This window comes from Dickeya parazeae Ech586 (genome assembly GCF_000025065.1).
GTDB classification, from domain to species: domain Bacteria; phylum Pseudomonadota; class Gammaproteobacteria; order Enterobacterales; family Enterobacteriaceae; genus Dickeya; species Dickeya zeae.
Map to the genome: position 1 here is coordinate 3,398,791 of NC_013592.1, position 16,944 is coordinate 3,415,734.

The window sequence follows — 16,944 nt, forward strand, 5'->3', positions numbered from 1 at the left end:
TAAGCGTAGTAATGCTACTAGGAACCACCTCCTTGGCCAGCTCAATCTCCCTTGAGCTGGCTTTTTCTTTGCGCGCTATTCACGCTTGAGACGTGGGCTGTTCACCAGATAGAGCGTGATCACCAAAATCAGGATCGCCCCGGCATAGGTGAAGGTATCCGCCGGATTTTTATGGTCGACGATAATCAGCCGTACAATCGCGGTGATACCGATGTAGATGAAATAGCGCAGCGGGAAGTGATAGCCGGAGAGAAAATACTTCACGATCAGCGCCAAAAACTCAAAATAGAGGAAATAAATCACCAAGCTTTCGATCAGCATATACGACGACTCTTTTTCATTGCTGACCAGCAGTACCGTCGCCAAATGCCAGGTTTCCTTCGCCAGAAAAACCACCAGAATCACCGCCAGCACCAGCAGGCCGAAATTGAGTATCGTCTGTAATCCTCTGGCGATCATGATCGCACGCGCAGACCCCGCCATAAGCCTCTCCTCAACGCTAGATTCAGAGAAAATACGCCCCAAAAAAACAGCCCCTGAAGACCTGGGGGACGTCAGTGTCGCCATCTGGCAATAACCTGACGGAGATCACAAAACTACCGGGTCATCAGCGAGCTGTCTATGCAATATTTTTTACTACTTATCTGATTTTCTTATCGCTTTGATCAGACTGCCATCATTACCACCAGCGGTGAAAATGATGCACCGGACCGATGCCGTGACCGACCTCCAGCGAATCAGCCTGTTCCAGCGCGCCTTGCAGATAGGCCCGTGCGGCAGAGAGGGTATCGAGCCAGTTATCATAACGCGGTCGCAACGCCGCCAGCGCCGCCGACAGCGTGCAACCGGTGCCGTGTGTATGTCGGGTGTTCACACGCGGCGTGCTTGACCGAACGGGCTCAGCATGCGGCATGAACAACCAGTCAGGACTTTCCCGGTCGCTCAGGTGCCCGCCTTTCATCAGCACCGCCTGACACCCCATCGCCAATAGCGCTTCGCCTTGCTGACGCATCCCGTATTCATCGTCGGCAGGCGCGCACTGTAACAGCGCCGCCGCTTCAGGCAGGTTAGGCGTGATCAACGATACCCGCGGCAACAGCAACTGACGCACCGCCTCCACTGCCTCCGCCGCCAGTAGCGGATCACCGCTTTTGGCCAGCATCACCGTATCCAGCACCACATAGGGCACCGGGTAACGCAACAGCCGGTCTGCCACCGTTTCCACAATATCCGTCTGTGCCAGCATGCCGATTTTCGCGCTGTCAATGCGAACGTCGCTCAGTACCGAATCCAGTTGGGCACCGACAAACGTCGGTTCAATGCGGTAAACCGACTGCACGCCGCGGGTATTTTGTGCCACCAGCGCGGTAATCACACTGGTGCCGTATGCTCCCAGTGCCGAGAAGGTTTTCAGGTCAGCCTGAATACCGGCACCACCGCTCGGGTCAGTACCGGCGATCGTCAGCGCGTTGATACGTTTCATACCAGCGCCTCCCGCGTCAGGGTATAGAGCGCATCCAGAAACGCAGGAATAAAACTCCCTGGCCCCCGTGCCTGCGCCGCCGCCCGTTGCCCGCAATGAGACATCACCGCACAGGCGGCGGCCACATGACCGAGGCGGTCACCTTCCAGCGCACAGAAGCCTGCGACCACTGCCGACAGCGCGCACCCGGTGCCAACCACCCGGGTCATCAGCGGATCGCCGCCGGGTATCGCCAGCACCCGATCGCCGTCGGTCACATAATCCACCTCGCCGGTGACCACCACACAGGTAGCCCAGCGTTGTGCCAGTGCTATGGCGCAAGGCAAGGCAGCCAGCACATCGTTGCCGCTGTCCACGCCACGTCCGGCAGACTGCTCGCCTGCCAGCGCCATCACTTCGGAGGCGTTACCACGGATAGCCGTTGGCTTCATCGCCAGTAATTCAACGGCAAATTCAGTGCGAAAACGCAGGCCACCGACCGCGACCGGGTCCAGCACCCACGGTGTACCGGCGTTGACGGCGCTGGTTACCGCGGCGCGCATCGCCTGCGCGCGGTCAGCCTCAAGCGTCCCCAGATTAATCAGTACCCCATCGGCCAACGCACTAAACTGTGCCGCTTCACCGGCATCGACCACCATCGCGGGCGAAGCCCCTAACGCCAGCAACACATTGGCGGTAAACCCTTGCACCACCTCATTGGTGAGGCAATGCACCAACGGTGCGCGCAAACGGAAAGCATCGAGAGAGTCCGCGACAGACGCGGCAGGGAAAAGTACAGGTCGAGCGTTCATAAACCTCCCAACCGGCGTGGAAGAAGGCGGTACCGGTGGGATACCGTGACTTCCCTACGCTGGCATTATCCAGTTCAGGTAATACGGGTATTTCTCAGCCCCGCTTTTCATAAAGGGGCACCCCGAGTCAACGAACGCTATTATTGGGAGTATTGAGTAAAAAGGTCAATGGCAGGATGCCTGCCGTCATGGATAATCCGTATTCCCTCGATGACCGATGTGGCCCCCTTCGCACCAGCCCCACCTGGACTCACCGTAGCGCGATACGCCCCAAAAAAAGCGCCGAGGTGTTATTTAAGGAATTAATAATCTATTCTGTTTCCGTCGGCAAAGAGATACCTAACATTTTTCTGGCTAACACATTCCAGGCTAAAACATTTCGGCTCTTGTAGCCTTTGAAATTCACGAGAGCTAATTCATAAGATAATATGGGATTAGACACGGGAAGCGTCACTACCCCATCAATTTTCCTTGCACGGCACATACTTTCAGGCAATAACGTTATTCCGACCCCGGCAACAACCATAGCAATGATTAAATCAAGATGGTTACTACTACCAGCCACCTCTGGCTTTTTATTATAAACACCAAAAGCGCTATGAATAAGCTCATTAACCCTAAGATTTTCTGAGAAAAAAACGAACTTATGTTCAATCAGCTCAATAAAATCAACCTCTTCTTTATCTACAAGGGGATGATTTTCATTAACGAGTAACACCAACCGATCTGAGCCAAACTTTTGCAGTTCAAAGTTATTATCATCAAAAGGTAGCAGAACAGCAGCCGTCTCAATTTTACCAGACTGCATTGCATCGTAAATATTCGTTGTGCTTAATTCGAATATCTTAAGCTCGACCAGAGGATGGCATGAGCTGAATTCTTTAATGATGGCTGAAAAAAATGTTGAAGCGATGACTGGCGGCAATCCAATATTCAAATTCCCCGATAAGGGACCAGATTTCTCACGTAGAGCGTTATGCATAGATTCAAACTGAGACAAAATTATTTTTGCGTGATCAAAAATAATCATACCGTCATCAGTCAGTGTTAACCCACTTTGCTCACGTTTTATTAAGGTACAACCGAGTTCATCTTCCAGCCTGAGGATGCTGCGACTAATGGCGGATTGTGTAACAAACAATGACTTTGATGCTCTGTTAAAGCCATTACTTTGTACCACTTTTACAAAATAGCGTAAGGCACGTATATCCACGAAGACGCCCCTATTACATTATTGAATACCCCCTATGATAATAAACCATTTTCCACGCAAGGTAATCAAGCGTATTAGTAAAAAGGCTTAATGCTGAATTTAAAAACTTGATTAAGAGCAAAAGTGGAGATGAATATCATGAAAGAACAACTAACCGTAGTGGAATATGTGATTGAACGTCTGGCCGCGCTTGGGATAGAACACATCTTTGGGGTAGCCGGTGACTACGCATTCCCCATCGAAGACGCCGCTTGTAAAAGTGACAACCTGCAGTGGATTGGGAACTGTAATGAATTAAACGCTTCGTATGCTGCTGACGGCTATGCTCGCATAAAAGGAATGGCAGCCCTATCCACCACATTCGGTGTTGGGGAGCTGAGTGCTATCAATGGCGTCGCAGGTGCTTATGCTGAAAACTTAACGGTGTTCCATTTAGTGGGAATGCCTGCCAGTCATGTTCAACAATCATCCAGGCTGGTACACCATACTTTAGGTGATGGAAATTTCCTGCTTTTTTATGAGCTGGGCCAGCGTCTGGCATGCGCGCATGCCATTTTGACGCCTGAGAATTGTGTAGACGAAATGGAGCGGTTAATTCATGTTGCAATGAAAGAACATCGCCCGGTATACATCGGTTTGCCTTCTGATTATGCTGAGTCAGCCCTTATTTTTCCTGATGAAGAGAGAGTCATCACGCCTGATATCAGTGACCCGGCTTCACATGATGAAGCCATAGCAGCAATTGTTGGAAAATTAACTGAAAGTAAATCGGTCTGTGTATTACCGGGGATTATAACGTCAAGATTAGGGTTAACCCGTGATGTCAAAACGTTAATCAGCACCACAGGTTTTCCATTCGCCACCATGTTTATGGACAAGTCAGTAATTGAAGAGTCAGATCCACATTATATCGGTATGTATAATGGCAATCTCATGAACACAGACGTGAAGCAGTTTGTCGAAAACTGTGACTGCGTATTAATGATCGGCGCGACCCTAACAGATTTTAATACCGGATGTTTTACCTCCGCCCTCGAAAGAAAAAAAATTATCTCTATCGACTCTCATCAGGTAACAGTAGACGATAAAACATTTCACAACATCGCTATGAAAGATGTACTACAGGCCCTGATATCAATACTCCCTCATGCTGAAATTGCCACTCCAAAACCAGGCAGCCTTGGCAAGCCGGTATCCAATGCTGAAGGGAAGATAACCCCACAATATCTTTACCCACGGTTTGAGCGTTTTTTCAGAAAAAATGACATCATTTTCGCCGAAACGGGTACAGTTTCTATGGGGCTGGGTTTTGCGCTACTCCCTGAGGGAGCACAACTCCATAACCAGACCCTATGGGGATCAATAGGTTGGGCCACACCAGCCGCCTTTGGCGCTGGGATGGCGTTACCTGACCGCCGTACCCTATTAATTACCGGTGAAGGGGCTCACCAATTGACGGCACAAGAAATTAGTCAGTTTGGTCGCTTTGGTTTAAAACCCATTATATTTGTAATTAACAACGAGGGTTATCTTATTGAGCGTCTTTTGTGTAAAGACCCAGAAGCCATTTATAATGATTTACCTCAGTGGAGCTATGCACAACTCCCCAAAGTACTGGGGTGTAATGACTGGTTTTGCCGCAAAGTCAGTACATGTGACGAGTTAGATGAGGCGATGAGGGAAGCAGAATCTTGTAATCAAGCCTCATATATTGAGATTGTCATGGAAAGATATGCTGCATCAGAATTAGCAGAGAAATTAGGTGCATCTGTTGCTACGCTTTACTCTTAAGCAGCAATTAATTAACACCCAATATCATGGCATTACATCAATAATTAAACGACAGTTAGTTAAGAGTAAATAACATCACTCTATACCCAAAATAATTCAAGTTTCAGGACAACACGCTCGCGTGTTGAACAACGCCATGCGTTGGCCCTTTAGGGCAAGGCTCGTTAGAGCCTTGTAACGCGGCAATCGAGCGAATCCCCAGGAGCTTACACAAGTAAATGACTGGGGTGAGTGACAAATTGGCGTAAGCCGATTTGAACGCTGCTAGCAGCGGCCCCGAAGGGGCGAGGCCCATGAAGTGGGCCAAGTAACGCAGCCAACGCACCTGCAACTTGAAGTATGAAGGGTATATATAGATCAATCAAACTATTTTATGAAGTAATGGTTCACAAGCACTGCTTACCTGAAATTGTAATTTTTTAAAAAATTACATGAGTCACACATAATTAAGGGGGAGGGTATTTTTCGCTCCCTTAATTAAAAAATATCGAAAACTTAGGCGTGCTGACTAAAGAAAGCATTCTGTCACTAATCATGGTGGAATAACCTTCTCTCATCATCAACCACACAGATAAACGCGCCTGCCTTTACTGCATCTTAAATGTATCAGTTATTCTTGCCAGCGCAGAACGCAACAATTCACGCCGACAGGCGAAATTAATCCGGGCAAACCCGGCGTACTCAGGGCCAAATTTCGCACCATCATCCAGCCACACCCCAGCCTGTTTGAGCAATGTTGGCTGTAAGTCCACCGGCGCAATACCACTGGCCCGAAAATCCAGCCAGCCAAGATAGAGCGCATCAGCATCGAACAGTCGAACACTGACACCGGTAGCAAGACTCGCCTGCAACAACGCCCGATTACCGCGTAAGTAATCCAGTAACACTGATAACCACGGACCGCCATGACGGTAAGCTGCCTCACAGGCCACCAGCCCTAACATATTTGGGATATGCAATGAGCAACATGCATAAGTGCGTTTAAGCCTGTCACGTAGTGACTTATTAGGAATAAACAGATTTGACGTCTGTAATCCCGCCAGATTAAAGGTTTTACTCGGCGAGGTACAGGTAATGCTATTGTCGGCAAACTCATCGTTAATGCTGGCAAATGGCTGATGTCGTGCCGTTGGATTAATAATCAAATCCTGGTGAATTTCATCGGCAACCACTATGACGCCATGACGTTGGCAAATCTCCCCGATTGCCAGTAATTCATCCCGACGCCACACATGCCCAGTCGGGTTATGCGGATTACAGAGAAAAAATAACCGTGTCGTCGGTGTAATCGCCCGTTCAAACGCCTCAGGATCGAACGTATATCCTGAGGCGATTTCAATAAGCGGTGCCGTCACCACCTGGCGCCCATTCATCGTCACACTATGATAAAACGGCCCATAAACCGGCGGTTGAATTAATACCGCCTCCCCCGGCTGGGTAAATGTCTGCACAATCATGCTCAGGCTATTCACTACACCAGGACTTTGCATAATCCAGTCTTCATGGATTTTCCAGCCATGATGATCTGACTGCCATTGGATAATCGCATCAAATAGCGTGTCACTGGCGCGTGTGTAGCCAAAAACCCCTTGATTGACGGCATCATGCAATGCCTGCTGCACTTCATCCGGGCACGTAAAGTCCATGTCTGCAATCCACAAAGGCAACGGTGCCTGTGCGGTGGAATGCGGTAAATAGGGAGACGGGTATTCCCACTTCAATAAATGGGAATGCGAAAAATCGATAACCTCATCAAAACGGCAAGCCATGTAGTACGCCCCTATGCCACGTCTATAATATCCGTCGCCGTCAGTCAGAATTCGGTGAAGACTTTTCAAACACCGCAGGCTCGGGTTGGTGCCGTCTGATTCGCGTCAGCCGGTGAGCCTGTAATTGCACTAACAACGCGACAGCCAACAGGAAATAGGCGGCGATCATTGGCGACCAATCGTCGCGCCAATGGTTCATGACCCCCCAGGCAACCAGTGAGGAGAACGACATCTGTATCGCGGCCATGAGGGCGGATGCCTGCCCAGCAAGAGACTTGAATGGAGACAATGCTATCGATGCGCCGGTTGCAATCAGTACAGCGAACCCCAGGCTCCCCAGCGTAGCTGAAATCAGATAAGGCCATACTGACACCGTCAACACATGCATCGTCAGAATAAAACCAGCCATTGCCAGTAATATCAACACTGCACCACCATGTAAAATCACCGTTTCTTTCACTCGCCCCAGCAACCGGGCAGTCAGCAGGCTACCCGTGGTGATGGCCAGGGCATTAACAGCAAAATAGTATCCAAATTGATCTACCGGGATATGCAGCGTTTCTATCAATACAATGGGCGAACTGGAGAAGAAAATCAGTTGGGTAGCAAAACCGAAACTGGCGGCAAAGCATCCCAAACGAAATTCGGGATGCCGGAACACGGTGAGATAACCGGAAAAAACGTTTAACGGCGCAGCCGAAGAAAGCCGCCCCTTCCCCTCTGAGGTGCCGCAGCATACCGCGGGCAGCGGTTTCCATAAGACCAACATACCGCACAGTAAGGCGAAGAGACCTAGCGCATAGAAACTGGAACGCCAGCCGTAATGGACAATCAGTACCCCCCCTATCACGGGTGCCAACACCGGTACCAGACTGATCACACCGTTAAGCAGGCTGAACACTTTCCCGATGGCTGCCCCCTGAAAGCGCAATGGCACACTGGCCGATGCGGCAACCGCCATCGCTCCGGCCCCACACCCTTGTACCAATCGTAGTGCGATAAACCCTGAAATGGTGCTGGTCAGGTAGACGCCCAGCGCACTCAACGCATAAACCACGCAACCGCCTAGCAATACACGTTGTGCGCCAACGCGGTCGACCAGTGGACCGAAGAAAAGCTGACTGAGGCTCAAACACAGCACAAATCCGCTGATGATCCATTGCGTCATCCCCGGCATACTACCCAATTCATGGGACATCGACGGCACGCCGGGAAGGCAGATATCCAACCCTAACGGCGCCGCGACTACTAATGGAAACAGGCCAGCAATCCGCCCCAGATTCTCCTTTCCTACCTTTATCACAGTATGAATGCCTCTGGCTGCAAAGCCGGTTCCCGGCTTTTTAGACAACGATTAATCAATGGATTAAGCCGATGATAACGATGGCTGATAGACTGATAAATCGCCGATGTCAGCGCCGCTCCCACCTCATGTTTACTGAAATCAGATACCATGTCGTCCACGGCAATTTCGCCCCGCATGCCCGCGATAAATTCATAGAAGGCTTTGGCTTTGGATTTTCCTCTCAATCCTTTTCGTCCGCCTTCCATCGCAATAATGTCGTCAATATCGAACACTTCCACATGTTTTCCACCAAGCATTTTGTCATTGCGGAAAATATAGATTTCCAGATGCTCTTTCGTACCGATGCGATGCCTTTCCTCTGATGTCTCATCAGGCAAAGCATCCGACTTATAGGAATGGAAATGGATCGACTGGAATGGCCCTTGCTGAAATATATGCGATTCATGAGAAACACGGCCATTACCTTTATACAGGTCTCTACCTGCCGCCGTTACCCAATTTCTCTGCGAGTAGCCATTATGGCACAGGTTAATCGACACCGCTGTCAGCGTTCTATCACCGCATTTAAAACAGATATTACTGCTGCAATCCACTTCGCCAAATGTTCCCAGCAGCAGCCCTAACTGTTTTTCATCATAATGGTTAGCTTCGTCGAAACGGCGTCGCCCAAAAAGCGCACGATAGTCATCAAGCGCCAATTGGCTAAGCACATCATCTGGCCTAACCGCCATCGAAAAGACATCAATGTTATCGAACTGTTTGCCTTCGCCAAAACCAGACTCGAGGACAAAAGGTACAATATCGAAATAGTGATAACCACTATGCGAGCATTTCCCGTACCCCTGATGGTAAGGGTGATAATGCTGTTCCACTATTTCTGTCGGCATACGCCACTGGCCGTCCGAGTGGAAGGTTTGCACATTGGTGACCGGACAATGGGTTTGTGCAAAGCACTCGGCAATATAACGTTTAATCAGATTAAACGACGTCTGATAACGTCGTTGGGCCATGAGTGAAAACACCTGGCGAGGATTATCACGCCGTTTTTTTTGATACAGGGTATTCAATGCATAATAATCTTCCGCAATCTGTATCGACTTCTCAATTGAGGTTGAAATACCTTCATAAGATGAAATTGGTTTATCCATCAAAATGGACAAACCAGATGCCAATGCCCAGCGAGCATAGGCCATATGGGCAAGCGGTTCGGTGGCGATAATCACACCATTAATTGCATACCTGTCCACCACATCATTGAGTTTTTTTATGACATCAACGCTTAATTCAGTCTGACTATTATCGCTATCATTAAAATAAATTACTTCAGGTCGTAATTGTTTACCTGCAAGATAAGTTTCTATCGCTGGCCTGGCCGAAATAAAATCCACTGCGGCACACAGATTTAATGTCGGATCCTCATGAGATATTTCAAGCAAGGGGTAATAAATTCTCTTGGCGTGGGGGCCAAATCCTATCAGCAACAAATTGACAATATTATTATTCGTCAACATAGTCATCGCTTACCTCCTTGCGTTAAAGGCTCTGCTTCTTTTCCAGCAAATAATGACCGATAAACAGGGCATCCATACCGATGGCGCTCCTGAAACACTCGATCGCATCATCCGGTGATTCAACAATAGGCATTCCCGCGAGATTAAAACTGGTATTGAGTACTACCGGCATGCCAGTCAGGCTCTCCAATGCCTTAATCAACTGGTAGAATTTTTTATTCAATGCAATAGAAACGGTTTGCAATCTGGCGGTGCCATCGACATGAATACAGGCAGGCATGTCCACTTTAGCCTGCGTTTTCACCGGGGCCACTTTCATCATATAAGGAACAGGCGACAGCATATCGAAATACTTATCAGCAGCCTCTTCCAATACCACAGGTGCATAAGGGCGAAACCACTCACGTAGTTTAATTTGGCTATTGAGGATTTCTTTTGTCCAGCTATTGGTTGGTGAAGCCAGAATGCTCCGGTTTCCCAATGCACGAGGCCCGAACTCACTGCGATCCTGGAACCAACCGATAATTTTCCCTTCAGCAATAAAGCGGGCGGCTAATTGCTCTGGCTGGCTGACGCGTTGGATACTGAATTCATTCTCACAGGCACGTAGGCTACCTGTAATGTCCTCTTCAGTATAAACCGGCCCCAGATAAGCAGAACTGTCAAATTTGGGTACACGATGATCTTTTTTCCAGAAGTACTCGGCAGCAGCTCCTAACGCCAACCCGGCATCTCCTGGAGACGGCGGCACATATACCGTAATCCCTAACTCTTCTTCCAGTTTTCGATTCATCACGGAATTCATGGCTACGCCGCCTGCAACACACAACGCATCGATATGATGTTGCTCAATCAGTGCTTTCGTTCGCCGAATGATTGATTTTTGTAGTTGATCCTGAGCCCAGGCAGCCAAATGCATATCAAACGGACGAATTACTTCCCCTTTGCGGCGACGTTCGGAAATATCAAGCCCTTGCTTTTTAAACCAACGCTTAAGATCCTTGGTACAGTCATCGGAATAAGGCTCATCTTTCAGAGCAGAAAGTTCACCCCGCGGTGTTTCAATAAACGGCGAATAGTCTGCAAAAATCGTCGGATTACCGAAAGAGGCCAGCCCCATGGTTTTGCCTGACTCACGATAACTATCAAAGCCCAAATAGCAGGTAATATCACCATAAAACCGGCCATATCCCTGATCACAAGGTTGTGTATTATCCTGAGCGAGCAGTATCAGATCATTATTTTCGTACAGATAATAACTGACCTGTTCCGCCGCATTATTTTCCAGCACATCGGCGTCAACCCGTTCACCAATAATATTTCCTGTGTGATCGGCAACGACGACCAGGGCACGCTGAATATCAGTCTGGCTAACCGCACTTAATGCATGGGCCGAATGATGTGACGTCACAGTGTGAATGTGCTCCACCTCAGGAAACAGTGTATCGATCTCTTGTTTAAGCTTGCCGTCAAGCCCTGCCTTTCCATTCATTGGCTGCCCAAAACTCACTACAGAGACAGCTGAAATATCACTCAATGTCAGTTTATTACGTTGCAGTATTTCCCTTACCGCACAAGTGACATGACCATCGTATTTCTTTCTGGAAACGCGCTCTTCTGCGATTGCGGTTATCACTTTATCTCGGGTAGCCAGTACCACATTGCCATCGTAGGTTACCGTTCCATCAGCCAGTACTGGGAGATTAACTGCTAAAATTAACTCTTGCATAACCATCCTTTTTTCTAAAATTTTCTTGCCCGCAGAAAAAACGTTAGTGGAATCGATGAAATACCATTACTGAAACGCCACCAGCCATCTTCATGCAGTGATAATTGTGAGAATGCTTTATAAAAACCCTTATCAAATTCCTGAAAGGCTGTTATACACAACCCTTTGCTAGTCAGGCTGGTGATAATTTCAGACAGACTATGAAACCAGACATATTGCTCCTGATTTTCTATCTGATGATGTTCATTGGCATACGAATATTTATAATTCGCTTTTACAGGTGCATCCGCTCGGGTGACATTGAATAATGAATTACCATCAAACGGTGAATTATCCTGAAGGGGGTTACTGAACATTCTCGCAATCGGATGTTCGTCAATCAACAATAGATCACCACCAGATTTAAGGTGAGAAGCAATCGTGCTCGCCCACAAATTCAGGTGCTGCAACCAGACCAAAACACCGTAGGAGGTAAAGATAATATCGAACTCACCGAGTGCTAATGCAGATATATCATAGACACTGGCACAGTAAAATTGAGTGTTAAGACCAAATTTATTCTTTATCGAATTAGCGGTATCAATAGCATCAGAAGAGTAATCAATCGCGCTTACCTCTGCTCCCATTACCTCAAGAGCAAAACTATCTAACCCAATATGGCATTGCAGATGTAGTACTCTTTTACCTCGCAGCTCACCTAATTCAGATAACTCAATGTCTTTAAGTTGATATCGCCACGGGTCATAATTATTAACATCATAATCTGATTGGTCAGAGTGAATGCGTGCCAGCTCATTCCAGAACTGGATATTTTTACTATCATAAAAACTTTTCAAATGAAATTCCTTTCACCCACCTCAATATTCGGCCGCATAGGCACCGGATAAAATTATCATTCTAACATCGTAGAATTGTTAATTTTCCGCATCATACAACCCGTTATCATTCCCCTTCTAAAAGATAGCTATATTTTCACCTCAAGAAAAATATGAGTGAAATTACTTAAAAAGCTAATAAAAAATACTATAAATTAAAGAATTTCGAAAAATAGTAATTTACAAAATCAAAGGTGTCAACAAGAGTTATTTACAAAAACAAGCTACTAATTACAATGATAACAATCATAAATGAGACTATATTAGAAACAACCCTTACTTAAAGGTAATTCATTTAACCAATAAAATCACAATTAGCGAATTAAATTCACAATAGGTCACCATTTTTCACCATCAATTAGCCAGACAGGTAAAACTTAATAATTAGAATATTCCTACGACATTACCGATTTACATCCAAAATAATTCCAGTTACAGGAAAGGCAGCAAGAGCGTGCATTATCAGGATAATAACCAGTAAATGGTCGGGAAAAGCGAGAAGCCAACCTACTCGCAACCTCACGTACGATGGGAATATTCACAGCGAAAAAATAACGATAACGCTATTAATAATACGAGCTATCATTCATCCGAAATAATCTAAATAGCAGCGAAAACACCTTAAACCGGTCACCCGGCGCTAACGCTAAAACCGGAGATTCAGCCGGGTGGCAGCGGCTTTGCGATTCATACGGATAATGCCTGAGGCAACTGGTGCGATAGTTCTTCCTCCAGCAGTTGTTTCAAACGCGCCGTGGCATCAGGCAAGCTGGCCGGTGCCTGCAACAAAGCAACACCTATTTCGGGCAATGGCGGCAACCGGTTATGGGCTGCCGCCGTGAGAGACGACGGCATGCCGACAGCAGAGCGTACCGTAACGCCCAATCCCGCATTCACCGCCGCCCAGATGCCGCTAAGACTGCGGCTGACAAACACTACCCGCCAGGGGATACCGGCCTTATCCAGTGCGTCGGTTCCCCGTCGGCGCATCAGGCACGGCGTTTCAAACATCACCAGTGGCAGCGGCCGTCCGGTCTCCAGATAGTCGGCTATCTCAAACGAGGGATGACGAATCCAGCGCATCGGCAGATGCGCCAGCGCGCCGATACCCGGCATACTCTCCTCATCAAGCCAGCTTAACGCCAAATCGAGCTGTTGCTGGCTTATCGCCTCACACAGCTCGCGGTTGCGGGCAATACGGGCGCTGATCTGCACCCCCGGATAGGCGCGGGCGAAACGACCGAGCACATCCGGCATCAAACTTTCACCAAAATCTTCCTGCATACCGAACCGTACTTCCCCTTCAACACGGGCTCCGCGCACGGCATGCATGGCCTCGTCATTGACCGCCAGAATTTTATGGGCGTAATTCAACAAAATCTCACCGCTATCCGTGAGCTTCAGGTGACGCCCCTCCTTACGCAGCAAGGTGGCATCACATTGCTGCTCCAGCTTTTTCAGATGCGCGCTGACTGCGGATGTTGAACGGCTAAGCTGCTGCGCGGCCAGCGCAAAGCTGCCTAACTCCACGCCAGCGACAAAACTGCGCAGCGCATCCAGATCCAACGTGACGAGTCTTCTCATGTTTTAATCCCGATTTTCAGGACGATTAATGCCAAATATTTCGATTTTAAAAACTATAGCACAAAGACACAATCCCTTCATCGCCATGAACAGAACACCACAGGAGAATGCTATGTCACAGCCGCTTACCCGCGAAACACTGCAACATGTCGCCCCGAAACTGGCACAACTCAGCAACGACGTCTTGTTTGACGACATCTGGCAGCGGCCGAACCTTTCTGCACGCGACCGCAGCCTGATTACCGTCGCCGCGCTGATAGCGCTGAACCGCCCGAATCAGTTGTCCTGGCACTTTGATTTCGCCAGCCGCAATGGCTTGCAACATGATGAACTGGTAGAAGCCATCACGCATCTGGCGTTTTATGCAGGCTGGCCTGCCGCTGTCTCGGCGCTGGAATGCCTGTCACAGGAGGGATAATACATGCCGTTTACCCGCATTATCGTTCAGGCTGGCCGTCCTACGCATGAGCTGCACCAGATTGCCGACCTGTTTCATCAGGCATTGGTAGAAGAATTTGACGTTCCCGCCGATGACCGCTTCCAGGTTATCGAAGAGCGACCCGCCGGGATGTTGCATTACGCATCGCATTACCAGGCAGGTACGCGCTCCGAACGTTATACGCTATTTCACATTACGGCAGGAAAACCACGTAGCCGCGAGCAAAAACGCGGTTTTTACCGGCGATTGCAACAGTTGCTGCACACGCAACTCGCACTGCCACCCGACGATGTGATGGTCATCATCCAGTTCACCACGCCGGACGACTGGAGTTTCAGCCGCGGCGTCATGTATCAACAGGAGGCATGATGATCGTCATGCAATACAGTTTTGTCCTGCCAGCGGACTACGATATGGAAACTATCGAACAACGCATTGCCAGGAATGGGGCCAGGCTGGACGGGTTTACCGGATTACTGTTTAAAGCCTACCTGTACGCAAAACGTAACGATCCGGATATCCCTTCGCTCGCCAACCTGTACGCACCGCTTTATGTCTGGAAACACAGTCAGGGGATGGCGGCGTTTTTGCAAAGTCCCGGTTTTGCCGCGCTGACTCGAGACTTTGGCTGGCCGCAGATCGATTGCTGGCTGGCGGGCAAAATACCGCAACCCAGCGAGGTGAAAGCGGGGGCTATCGCCCAGCGTGTCATCACGCCGATTCCGCCTTATAGCCACCTGCCGGACTGGCTGACTGGCGACACGCAAACGATGCTGACAGCATGGGATGTTAGCCACTGGCGTCAATTGCAGATGGATTTTTTACCCTTGTCTGCGGCTACCACCACGGCGGATGACAGCACACAGCGCTACCGTATCGGTTACGTTGCCTGCTGACCACATCATTGCATCAGCGGGGTACAACGCTACCCCGCCGTTTCACACGGCGTGGTGATAGACCGCTTCGATGTTGTAGCCATCCGGGTCACGCACAAAAGCGGCATAATAATCAGGATGATATTGAGCACGCACGCCGGGCTGGCCATTATCCACCCCACCCGCCGCTACCGCAGCGGCAAAAAAGGCATCGACCTCGGCTCGTGATTCGGCACTGAAAGCAAAATGCGTTGTCGGCGGTGATGACAGCTCACCTTGAAAAATCCAGAATTCGCCACCCGGATCGGAAGACTGTCCATATCCCATCAACACGCCGAAGCTCACGGCGAATTTCATGTCTTTGACCTGCTCATAACCGAGTGGCTTTAACGCCTGTTCATAAAACTGTCGGCTACGCCGTAGATCAGACACCGGAATACTCAGATGATCCAGCATACTTCCTCCCTCTGGCGATTGAATTTTGTGGTTTTTCGCTCCCGTTCGCCTCCGGCGCGAGGCGGAAGTACCAACATAATCGCGTTAACAGCGAGAAAAGATGATCCAGATCTATAAATGACTGCTTATTTATTCATTAAAAGTGATTTTTTATTGGGTCACTACCGTCATGCCATCACCGCCACTACCCCCTTAATCCATTGCCAGAGAACAGCAACCTGCGCAGATGTGGCGGCGTCAGCGCTCACCCCTCATGTTTTGTCGCTTTGTCGTACCCCAGGCGGCCGATAAACGGCAGGCGCAAGGCTGGCGGGTTGAACTCCACGCCCAGATTGGCACTTAATATATTGATTTCAATACCCTCTTCCGCTCCCACCGTCAGGCCGAGTACGCCCAGTAACGATACCTGAATGCCCCTTCCCGACGGCGGTAACCCAACCGGGTGTGTCAACGCACGAAAATCCTTACCGATGGCATTGGCCGGTAGATCGAGTTTTAGCTCGGGGACTTCCCGGCCGATATGCGCCATAAAGGTATTACTATTCGGGCCGGGCCAGGCGTGATAAGTATGCGGCCAGGGGTAGCTGCTAATTGCCGCTTCTATTTTCGGGATCATCGCGGCCGCTCCCGCCCCACGATGTTCAACCAGCAGCCGCGGCATTGACCCGAACCAAAACCCGTCAGGCACGGAATCATTACGACGCACGACATCATCGCCACCCCAACCGATCACTTCATAACGCTGGTAACGGGTTTCACCGGCTTTTTTGACGATGACCCAGGGGTGAACCGCCACCAGACCGCGCCAGCCGTAGGTCGGCGCGGCATAGACCTGTACAATGGCAATATGACTCAACGCCACAGGATCCGGCGCGATACCGGCAGAGTCCCGTCGAGCGGTCCAAACCCCCTGACTGGAGAAACGCGCCTTATCCTCGCTCCATGAAACTTGCGCCAGGCTACGCCCAAACGACAACACCACGACAGCGGTAAAGACGAAACCCAATACTTTGAGATAATTCATCGATGCGGTTTTCTCCAGAAACAGGCGGGCAAGTGCACGGGCAAGAGTGCAATGGTCATGGCGATAACAATCATTGCGGTAACATAGAGTGCCAGGCA

Annotated in this window: 16 protein-coding genes and 1 riboswitch; of the genes, 4 read left to right on the top strand and 12 right to left on the bottom strand. The window is 49.2% G+C overall.

What is annotated here, in order from left to right; genetic code table 11:
- Positions 1 to 75 precede the first annotated feature (75 nt).
- The 4 genes from psiE to DD586_RS14890 form a co-directional block, all read right to left on the bottom strand.
- Positions 76 to 483, bottom strand: coding sequence for a phosphate-starvation-inducible protein PsiE (psiE, locus tag DD586_RS14875; protein ID WP_012885654.1), 408 nt, complete (start codon positions 481 to 483; stop codon positions 76 to 78).
- 196 nt (positions 484 to 679) lie between these two features.
- Positions 680 to 1,483 carry a bifunctional hydroxymethylpyrimidine kinase/phosphomethylpyrimidine kinase gene (gene thiD, locus DD586_RS14880; protein ID WP_012885655.1) on the bottom strand — a complete coding sequence of 268 codons (804 nt, stop codon included), beginning with the start codon at positions 1,481 to 1,483 and terminating at the stop codon, positions 680 to 682.
- Positions 1,480 to 2,274, bottom strand: a complete 795-nt coding sequence (gene thiM, locus DD586_RS14885) for a hydroxyethylthiazole kinase (protein WP_012885656.1) — start codon at positions 2,272 to 2,274, stop codon at positions 1,480 to 1,482. The genes thiD and thiM overlap by 4 nt, the downstream gene beginning before the upstream one ends.
- A gap of 34 nt (positions 2,275 to 2,308) precedes the next feature.
- Positions 2,309 to 2,409: riboswitch (TPP riboswitch) on the bottom strand.
- A gap of 175 nt (positions 2,410 to 2,584) precedes the next feature.
- Complete coding sequence (locus DD586_RS14890; RefSeq protein WP_012885657.1) at positions 2,585 to 3,487, bottom strand: LysR family transcriptional regulator; 903 nt, start codon at positions 3,485 to 3,487, stop codon at positions 2,585 to 2,587.
- A 138-nt stretch (positions 3,488 to 3,625) separates the two neighbouring features.
- Here DD586_RS14890 and DD586_RS14895 point away from each other — a divergent pair, with 138 nt between their 5' ends.
- Positions 3,626 to 5,278, top strand: a complete 1,653-nt coding sequence (locus tag DD586_RS14895) for an alpha-keto acid decarboxylase family protein (protein WP_012885658.1) — start codon at positions 3,626 to 3,628, stop codon at positions 5,276 to 5,278.
- Between the two features lie 587 nt (positions 5,279 to 5,865).
- On the opposite strand, the gene DD586_RS14900 is transcribed toward DD586_RS14895, so the two are convergent.
- The 6 genes from DD586_RS14900 to DD586_RS14925 all read right to left on the bottom strand — a co-directional run bounded on the left by DD586_RS14900 (position 5,866) and on the right by DD586_RS14925 (position 14,052).
- Positions 5,866 to 7,047, bottom strand: coding sequence for a MalY/PatB family protein (locus tag DD586_RS14900; RefSeq protein ID WP_012885659.1), 1,182 nt, complete (start codon positions 7,045 to 7,047; stop codon positions 5,866 to 5,868).
- A 40-nt stretch (positions 7,048 to 7,087) separates the two neighbouring features.
- Positions 7,088 to 8,350 (bottom strand): multidrug effflux MFS transporter, encoded by a 1,263-nt coding sequence (locus DD586_RS21105; protein ID WP_012885660.1) that lies wholly within the window; start codon positions 8,348 to 8,350, stop codon positions 7,088 to 7,090.
- Positions 8,347 to 9,870: a Gfo/Idh/MocA family oxidoreductase gene (locus DD586_RS14910; protein WP_012885661.1), complete on the bottom strand. Its 1,524-nt coding sequence runs from the start codon at positions 9,868 to 9,870 to the stop codon at positions 8,347 to 8,349. The genes DD586_RS21105 and DD586_RS14910 overlap by 4 nt, the downstream gene beginning before the upstream one ends.
- Before the next feature lie 16 nt (positions 9,871 to 9,886).
- Complete coding sequence (locus tag DD586_RS14915; protein ID WP_012885662.1) at positions 9,887 to 11,593, bottom strand: carbamoyltransferase C-terminal domain-containing protein; 1,707 nt, start codon at positions 11,591 to 11,593, stop codon at positions 9,887 to 9,889.
- Between the two features lie 14 nt (positions 11,594 to 11,607).
- The gene (locus DD586_RS14920; protein ID WP_012885663.1) at positions 11,608 to 12,429 is read right to left on the bottom strand and encodes a class I SAM-dependent methyltransferase; all 822 of its coding nucleotides are present in this window, start codon (positions 12,427 to 12,429) and stop codon (positions 11,608 to 11,610) included.
- 726 nt (positions 12,430 to 13,155) lie between these two features.
- A complete protein-coding gene (locus tag DD586_RS14925; protein WP_012885664.1) occupies positions 13,156 to 14,052 on the bottom strand; it encodes a LysR substrate-binding domain-containing protein in 897 nt (298 codons plus the stop codon).
- A gap of 112 nt (positions 14,053 to 14,164) precedes the next feature.
- Here DD586_RS14925 and DD586_RS14930 point away from each other — a divergent pair, with 112 nt between their 5' ends.
- From DD586_RS14930 to DD586_RS14940, 3 genes are read left to right on the top strand one after another with little or no spacing between them, the layout of a single operon-like run.
- Positions 14,165 to 14,470, top strand: coding sequence for a carboxymuconolactone decarboxylase family protein (locus DD586_RS14930; protein ID WP_012885665.1), 306 nt, complete (start codon positions 14,165 to 14,167; stop codon positions 14,468 to 14,470).
- A 3-nt stretch (positions 14,471 to 14,473) separates the two neighbouring features.
- The gene (locus DD586_RS14935; RefSeq protein WP_012885666.1) at positions 14,474 to 14,860 is read left to right on the top strand and encodes a tautomerase family protein; all 387 of its coding nucleotides are present in this window, start codon (positions 14,474 to 14,476) and stop codon (positions 14,858 to 14,860) included.
- Positions 14,857 to 15,387 (top strand): DUF4865 family protein, encoded by a 531-nt coding sequence (locus DD586_RS14940; protein WP_228669698.1) that lies wholly within the window; start codon positions 14,857 to 14,859, stop codon positions 15,385 to 15,387. Before DD586_RS14935 ends, DD586_RS14940 begins: the two co-directional genes overlap by 4 nt.
- Before the next feature lie 42 nt (positions 15,388 to 15,429).
- Here DD586_RS14940 and DD586_RS14945 read toward each other — a convergent pair whose 3' ends face one another.
- Both DD586_RS14945 and DD586_RS14950 read right to left on the bottom strand, forming a co-directional pair.
- Positions 15,430 to 15,822, bottom strand: coding sequence for a VOC family protein (locus tag DD586_RS14945; RefSeq protein ID WP_012885668.1), 393 nt, complete (start codon positions 15,820 to 15,822; stop codon positions 15,430 to 15,432).
- A gap of 244 nt (positions 15,823 to 16,066) precedes the next feature.
- Positions 16,067 to 16,846: a DUF3750 domain-containing protein gene (locus DD586_RS14950; RefSeq protein ID WP_012885669.1), complete on the bottom strand. Its 780-nt coding sequence runs from the start codon at positions 16,844 to 16,846 to the stop codon at positions 16,067 to 16,069.
- Between the last annotated feature and the right edge of the window lie 98 nt (positions 16,847 to 16,944).

Bases quoted from the DNA above. Each gene is read 5' to 3' on its own strand.
- psiE (WP_012885654.1), bottom strand. From the start codon at position 483: ATGGCGGGGTCTGCGCGTGCGATCATGATCGCCAGAGGATTACAGACG.
- thiD (WP_012885655.1), bottom strand. From the start codon at position 1,483: ATGAAACGTATCAACGCGCTGACGATCGCCGGTACTGACCCGAGCGGT.
- thiM (WP_012885656.1), bottom strand. From the start codon at position 2,274: ATGAACGCTCGACCTGTACTTTTCCCTGCCGCGTCTGTCGCGGACTCT.
- DD586_RS14895 (WP_012885658.1), top strand. From the start codon at position 3,626: ATGAAAGAACAACTAACCGTAGTGGAATATGTGATTGAACGTCTGGCC.
- DD586_RS14900 (WP_012885659.1), bottom strand. From the start codon at position 7,047: ATGGCTTGCCGTTTTGATGAGGTTATCGATTTTTCGCATTCCCATTTA.
- DD586_RS14910 (WP_012885661.1), bottom strand. From the start codon at position 9,870: ATGACTATGTTGACGAATAATAATATTGTCAATTTGTTGCTGATAGGA.
- DD586_RS14915 (WP_012885662.1), bottom strand. From the start codon at position 11,593: ATGCAAGAGTTAATTTTAGCAGTTAATCTCCCAGTACTGGCTGATGGA.
- DD586_RS14925 (WP_012885664.1), bottom strand. From the start codon at position 14,052: ATGAGAAGACTCGTCACGTTGGATCTGGATGCGCTGCGCAGTTTTGTC.
- DD586_RS14930 (WP_012885665.1), top strand. From the start codon at position 14,165: ATGTCACAGCCGCTTACCCGCGAAACACTGCAACATGTCGCCCCGAAA.
- DD586_RS14935 (WP_012885666.1), top strand. From the start codon at position 14,474: ATGCCGTTTACCCGCATTATCGTTCAGGCTGGCCGTCCTACGCATGAG.
- DD586_RS14940 (WP_228669698.1), top strand. From the start codon at position 14,857: ATGATGATCGTCATGCAATACAGTTTTGTCCTGCCAGCGGACTACGAT.
- DD586_RS14945 (WP_012885668.1), bottom strand. From the start codon at position 15,822: ATGCTGGATCATCTGAGTATTCCGGTGTCTGATCTACGGCGTAGCCGA.
- DD586_RS14950 (WP_012885669.1), bottom strand. From the start codon at position 16,846: ATGAATTATCTCAAAGTATTGGGTTTCGTCTTTACCGCTGTCGTGGTG.